This window comes from Magnetococcales bacterium, assembly GCA_015228815.1.
GTDB lineage: Bacteria > Pseudomonadota > Magnetococcia > Magnetococcales > UBA8363 > UBA8363.
On record JADGCV010000082.1, the window covers coordinates 1 to 6,940 of the forward strand.

6 protein-coding genes are annotated in these 6,940 nt (G+C 57.8%); all 6 read right to left on the minus strand.

Going from position 1 to position 6,940, the window contains the following annotated elements; translation table 11 throughout:
- Window positions 1–112 precede the first annotated feature (112 nt).
- Window positions 113–1,465 carry a cold shock domain-containing protein gene (locus HQL76_17850; GenBank protein ID MBF0111032.1) on the minus strand — a complete coding sequence of 451 codons (1,353 nt, stop codon included), beginning with the start codon at window positions 1,463–1,465 and terminating at the stop codon, window positions 113–115.
- Between the two features lie 15 nt (window positions 1,466–1,480).
- Entirely contained in the window at window positions 1,481–2,083 is a 603-nt protein-coding gene (locus HQL76_17855) for a peptidylprolyl isomerase (protein ID MBF0111033.1), read from the minus strand.
- A gap of 260 nt (window positions 2,084–2,343) precedes the next feature.
- Entirely contained in the window at window positions 2,344–5,373 is a 3,030-nt protein-coding gene (locus HQL76_17860; protein MBF0111034.1) for a hypothetical protein, read from the minus strand.
- Between the two features lie 179 nt (window positions 5,374–5,552).
- Complete coding sequence (locus tag HQL76_17865) at window positions 5,553–5,954, minus strand: type II toxin-antitoxin system MqsA family antitoxin (GenBank protein MBF0111035.1); 402 nt, start codon at window positions 5,952–5,954, stop codon at window positions 5,553–5,555.
- 2 nt (window positions 5,955–5,956) lie between these two features.
- Window positions 5,957–6,253, minus strand: coding sequence for a type II toxin-antitoxin system MqsR family toxin (locus HQL76_17870; GenBank protein MBF0111036.1), 297 nt, complete (start codon window positions 6,251–6,253; stop codon window positions 5,957–5,959).
- A 136-nt stretch (window positions 6,254–6,389) separates the two neighbouring features.
- Window positions 6,390–6,940, minus strand: a 551-nt coding sequence (locus tag HQL76_17875) for a PD-(D/E)XK nuclease family transposase (GenBank protein ID MBF0111037.1), incomplete at its 5' end; no start/stop codon positions are given.

Here is a 6,940-nt window from a genome sequence, read left to right on the forward strand (position 1 = left end):
CTCCATCTTGGCCCATTTCGAGGCCGTTGGGAACGGGGCGGACCATACCATTAGACCCCTTTTTTCTTTCAATAATTCCGAACCGGGGGTACCTGGGCAATTACCGGACGACTCAGTGTCGGTGTGTCGTGATGGCATCGAGCGGTGCCGGTGTTTTCCTGGGGATGATCCGGATATCGTTGGCGCGGTAGGTGCTGTCCCGGCCTGGGCTGACCCGGAACTCGATCAGGTCGCCGGGGGCGGGTTCCTGTTTGGGGTCGGCCAGTTCCGAGACGTGAACATAAATATTGCAGCGGCGGCATTTGGCAAAACCATAGCCTTTCTCGCTGAAATAGACGTTGACAATCGCCTGTTGCACGGAACCGATGGGCAGTTCGATGGTTTCGTCCTCATCGAGTACTGTCGGATCATTGGCCGGTTCGATGTCGAGGGCGACAAGCCCTTCAATATCGGAACCGGAACCCACGGTAAAAAAAACCTGATCCGCGACACGGAAACGGTTGTTGTGATTTTCTCGAGGCAGCATGAAAAAACGTAGTGTATCACTGTCGTTGATGGCAACCACAATGAAACCAGCGCCGTCGGATTGTACCGATTCCACCACGCCGCGCAGCCGGCTTCCCATGACGAGGATGGAACAGGCCTGAGGACGTTCTTCCTTGCCGGGGCGGACGACGAACTGGACATGATCGTGTTCCGCGATGGGCGCCTGGGCGATCACATAGGTCATGTGGAAGTAGATTTCCTTGTAGACATCATCTTCCGAATAATACTGAATGAAACCGAACCCCCGTTCCTTCTTGAAGGCGGAAACCCGACCGAAATAGGTCCGTTCGGAGTGGCTCTCGGCCAGGGGATGGGGACGGTATTCCTCGATCGGACTCTGGGCAAGGTAGTGGGCTGGTTCGTTCTGCCAGAAGACCGAATAACAGGTGAGGGGTTTGCTGTGCCCCGCCAGGCGGAAGATCGGTTGTTCCACAAAATAATCCCGTTGGGAGCGACCGGTGCTTTCACCCGCCTTGGAGGTGATGAAGATCGTGTCGTTGGGGGGGAAGACGGGGTGGTTCAAGAGGATGGCATTTCCGCGGGCTTTTTGTCCCAGTTCCTCGGCGATTTCGACGCTGGCGCCGAAATAGTCGATATGACTGTCGCCAATCGGCAGGGCGATGGCCTGTCCCGAGGCAATTCCCATGGAAAGCGACAAAGGGGGAGAGAATTCGTGTTCCTGAAGGGATTCCTGGGCGCGGACTGCCGCCGAGACACCATGATTGGCCGTGTTGAACGCGCAGAGGAGTCCGTCGGGATAGAGCCTGACGATTTCACCTCCTGCTTCCTGGACGATCCTGGAGACCATGCCATGAAACCGTGAAAAAATTTCGGCCCATTCCATGCCGCCGAGGCGTTTCCTGATCGCCTCGGCGTGGAAAATTCGAATACGCAGGAAAGTCTTGCCGACGGTATTCATCCGGTCCCCTGGGCGTCACTGGCTTCGAACGGCCGATTGGATGATGACCGGATCGTTGGGGACGTCGGAATGTCCTTTTTTCGAGCCGGTTTTTACTTTGGCGATGGCCTCGACCACTTCCATTCCCTGGACCACCTTGCCAAAGACGGCATAGCCGAAATCCCGTTTTCCATGGTTGAGAAAGGCATTGTCGGCGACATTGATGAAAAATTGACTGGTGGCACTGTCGCGAATCTGCGTTCGCGCCATGGCGATGGTTCCACGAAGGTTGGCCAGACCGTTGTCCGCCTCGTTCTTGATTGGGGCGCGGTTGGCCTTTTCGTCCATGTCCGGGGTCATGCCGCCGCCCTGGATCATGAATCCGGGAATGACGCGGTGAAAAATGGTGCCGTTGTAGAAGCCACTGTCGATATATTCGAGAAAGTTCTTGACGGTGATAGGGGCCTTGGCTTCATCGAGTTCCAGGACGATGTCGCCCAAGGTGGTGGTAAGGGTTACCATGGTATGGACTCCGGTTTGTCCAGGCTTTTGACCCGGTGCGGTTTCGCCGGCGATGGCGGATTCATGGATGAAACCGGCAACAAGAAGCATTGCAATGTATAGAATACGGATCGTCATGGTCAATGGCTTCTCCCTGTGATCGTGTCGATTGGGGCGGAAAATAAATGATCAATAAGAAAAAAAAGGGACCGATGGATTTTTTGTATTCACTTCTCCACTGCCCTTTTCTGATGTTGTCCGGTCTGTTCGGTTGTCATGAGAAAATGCGGCGGTTCAACTTGTTGCTTGCGTTTTTCAGGGGCTTTGCCCCTGGACCCCACCAGGGGCTTTGCCCCTGGACCCCACCAGGGGGATGATCCCCCTGGACCCGCAATAGTCTATTTTCTTGGCAACGACTCGGCGATCTGGCGTAGTTTTTCAGCTTGTTGCCCCAAGGCAAGAACCAGCGGGGCCAACATGTCCTTCCCTTCGTCGTGTACCACCTTTTCGCGACATTGCAACGCCCGTGCTTGAAAGAGCAACATTCGTTCCATACGACCCAGAAGGGCGGCAAGGATGTCATCCACCTTGGGCTGTTGTGCCATCATGACCCGCTGTTCTTCCCAAAAACGTACCCGATCCACCCCATTGCCCGCCAAATGACGGATCGTTTCCGATAATTCCCGGATCTTTTGATACGGTTCCACCAGAGATGCCTTGCGTATCGTCGAACGCGCCGCCAGACTCGCCGTGTTGACCGCGATCAGGGCCATCTCTCCCGCGATCCCCTGAATCTGCTGCAACGGGTCCGAAAGCTCCCCCGCAAGCGTGTGCCCCTCCTGTCCGACGATACTACCCGGAACGACCCGAGAGGGAAGGTTTCGCCACCGCGCCAACGCTTCGAGGACGGCCTCGGGACTGTCGGAGGTTTCGACCGCCACCTCCAGGACCCGATCCTCCCGCGAAGGTTCCGAACCGGGTTCATGGGCGCCATCGATGATGGCCACCATCCGACCGTGCAGTTCCATCAACTGGGCGAGCCCCGCGTGCAATCGTTCGGTCTGCTGATAAAACCGCTCCATGACCAGTCGTACCGGTTCCATCGGTCCCTGCCAGGATTCCCAATCCGGTTCCCCGGGAGCGGGCAATCGTCCACGGGCCAGTTGCATCATTCCCCGGTCCATGATGTCCCAGGGGCGTTTGAGCATCCACCAGGTGAATGATGCCACAAGCAGGATCCAGATCGAACTGCCGCCCACAAGCCATCCGATCCGTTTTCCGTTCTCCCCGCGAAGCAGCGCCGTCAGCGGCAACGCGACCTCGCGCGTGGCAACCAAAGCCCAGGTCTCCTCATCCATGGTTACAGGAGAATAGGCGGTGATCCGGATCCCCTCCGCTTCGGGCAACGTCTCGTGCAAAACCCCCTGTCCACCCGCCAACGCACGCCGGACGGCTTCGGTCTCCATCCCGTTTTCCGCGACCGTCCCGCGGAACGAGGCGGTGATCGAATGGGTCCGGGGGCGGAGGCGAGAGTCGGAACGTAACCGAAAATCGGCTCCGACCAGGACCACGTCTCCCCGGGGTCCCAACTCCGAACCAGGATCCAACAACGCCGCTACCCGCTCCAATGGCCGTTGCAGGGCAACCACCCGCGCCACCTTGCCTTGAACGATGATCGGCGCCGCAACGAAAGCCGCCGGTTCGTCCCGGCTCGGAGGATAGGGGGCAATGTCCGAAAGCCCCGCCTTGCCCGTGCGCGATACCCGTTCGAACAGTCGGCCAAGGTTGGTATCGGCATAGGGTCCGTCTTTCAGGCTGGTGCCATGATCCCCCTGCCGCGCCGCCGTGTGTTCGATCAGACCATCCCACTGAATCAAAAACAGGTCATAATATCCTGTGGCCGCCAAATATTCCTTCCCAAAAAATCGTTCTGCGTCCCTCACGTCGGAAACCTGCATGGGCAGGGATGGGGTCGAAGGTGGTAACCCGACCGGTGGTGAAGTTTCGTGCGGGGCAGGGGATGTCTCCGGTTCCGTGGTGGAGGTGACGATCGTTTGCGGGATGTCGCTGGATCGGGATGTTTGCGCCTGGGGCAAACCGGTGGGAACGGCAACCAGAAGGGTCCACGTCCACGGATCGACCTTGAAACGCTCCCAGTACAACGTGTGGGCCGCTTTTTCGACGATCATCGACCCTTGTGAACCCGTCAGGCTTTGCTCCGACCATGCCATGGCGTTGAGTGTCGCGGGCAGTCGTGTCCAGGCGATGTTGTTGTAACGCAGGTTCCCCTCCGGGCCGACGAGGGCCACGGCCTCCTCCGATCGTTCCGCCGTTTGCGCAAGGGCCGTTTCGAGAGAAGAAGATGGATCGAGCCGGACCGCGAGAATGCCGATCAGGAGTTTGTCCCGGCGAACCGGGGCGCCGATCAGAAGGGAAGGGACGCGGGTAACATCATCGCGGGGCGTGACCTCCAGGCTGGTGGCCTGTTTCAGGGCTTTGGGCAGGAGTTGCGCCAGGCCCGATTCCTCGAACGCCGCATCGGTGACATTGGCCCCCAGTTCCTGGCCACGCTTCGTGGAATAGACCACGTCACCCTTGACCGAAATCAAGTACAGGTTGTCAAACATTTTGGCTTTGCGAAAGGCATCGAGTCTCGGGGTGAAGGTCTCGGCGAAATGTTCCCAGCTTTCCCCTTCCGCCTTGCGGCCATTCTGGCGGTAGATCCAGTCGAGACCGGCAAACTTGGCTCCCAACGCCCCTTCCTCGGCCAATTGCAGGACCGGTGATTGCAACCGTCGCATCCACTGGCGGACCTGGTCCGGGATCTGTTCATTCAGGATCCTGGGTTTGTTTTCTTTGTTCGTCGCGTCTTCGGTGTGGTCCGGTGGGACAGGAGGGACTGCCGTATCCGGGGTGCGCGTCGATGCCATGGCGGGTTCCGGGGCGGGACTGTGTTTGCGGTCTTTCGTCCCGTCGGGAGGGGCTGGTGGCGTGGTGGGAGACATCACCGAATCATGATGCGGCGCAACGATGGTCCGGACGGCAACCGGCTCTTCCTCGATGGCGCGGGCCGGTTGGATGACCGCTCCCACCGTCAAGGCCAGCAGGTGGGCGTCGGCAAGGGTGTTGGCCAGATGGGCCTCGAACCGTTTTTTCTCGACCGCGACCAGTCCTTCGAGAATCCTGTCCTGATCGTCAAGGGTGGCGGCAGTGAACATACCGATCCCCAACCAAAGACAGATCGCCAGAGGAAAGAGTCCCGCAGCAAGAAAAAGCGCCAGGATCGCTGTTTTGGAGTGGGTACCGGGAAGGTTCATGTCCTTGACCTCAAGGCCGGTGTTGTCGTGGCCAACCGATCCTGTACGCGCCACTTTGGCTTCAGCAGCATGATAACGAATCCCATTCTTGTGATCGTTCCTTCCATGCATGGAATCTCGAGTGCGAATAGCCCGAAAACCCTTTGAGAGCAGATGGTATAAAAATTGCTTTAACCTGTATCTTCCTTATGTCTTTTACCTCTGTGTCACCTCTGGGGTGATCATACCCCTTGTCCAGAATTTTGTGGTTGTCCTGGAGTCGTGTCAGGAAGCCGGAACCGCGCACCGGGTCAGGCGGTTCGGACCTCGTTGAGCAGGTCGGGGTGGCGATCCAGCAGCTTGAACAGCTTGACCAAGGCCAGAGGCGGCTTGGTCTTGCCGTCCTCGTAGCGCGAGAAGGCGTTGATACCGCCGCCAAAGATTTCGGCGGCTTCGCGCTGGTCGAGGTCGAGCTTCTTGCGCACGTTCGTGATGAAGCCAGGATCAACGATGGCGGCGTTCACCTGCTTTGAGAAGGCACGCATTTCACGCATGACGCGGTTCGACTCCGCAACGTCCAGGATGGACTCGGCACAGGCCGGGCAGAAATCGCCTGTCACCGCTGCGATGACGGTGGTTTCACCCTTGTAGGTGTAGGAAAGGTCGCGGGTGTCGTGGATCAGTTCCGCCGTACCGCAAACAGGGCATTTCATGGTCATAGCTCCTTGAAGGACACGATCAGCACGTCATCAATGACCGTCAGCTTCAGGTACACGTCGCCCGCCTGCGTGCTGGGGCGGTACACGTCTTGCCATACCGTGTGATTGGCATGGGTGGTCATACTCTTGTGAAAATCCTCTGGCGTCAGTGCCATCACCACGTCCAGCATGTCAGAGAGCGCAAGCCCCAACTCGTTTGCACCGTCTCGCGCCGCGTGCGTGGTGCGCACCTTGCCAGCCTCTACCAAGGCTTTGACCTCGGTCAGCGTGCAATGCGGGGTCCGTTTCTCCATAAACACATGATAACCATTGCGTTAATTTGCCTTTTTCCGGCATGGACCCGCGCAAGCATGCAATCTCTAAACCGCACCCGACTTGGAATGACGTTTGAAAACGACATATCCCAAGCGGTATGCGACTTAATGAAACTCAGTATTCGCTTTCCGCGAATACATCATCCAGGGATGTGGCATCCACAAATCGGAGACTCCACTTTTCCAGGGTCGGAAGTTCGGCCTTGGCAATTCTTTCGTTGGCCCAATCGGGCACGGCACCGAAACGGCGTTGTAACAGGCGGGTCAAAATTTTGGCTTCGCCAATCTGTTCTCCTCTCTGCGCACCGATTTGAATGCCTTCTTCCCGGCCTTCTTCCCGGCCTTCCTCTCGTGCCAGTTCGATCCGTCCTCGCGCGTCGGCAATGGCGATGCCAGCCTTGTCATAAAGATCCAGCTCATCCTGCGTCATGTTGGCGACCATGGCTTTTTCGAACGCATGGCGGAATGGTGGCAGGTCCAACTGGTCGGGTACCCGTTCCAGGGTTTCGGCATGGCGGATGAAATAGATCCATTTGTCAAGGATTCCTTCACACTCTTCCAAGGTTTGCGTGAATTTTGTCAACTCGATGAAATAATGGACAATATCGCTCAGGTACGAATCGCCGGTGATGGTTTCCTGGGACTGGTGGCAGGAAACGCTGTGGT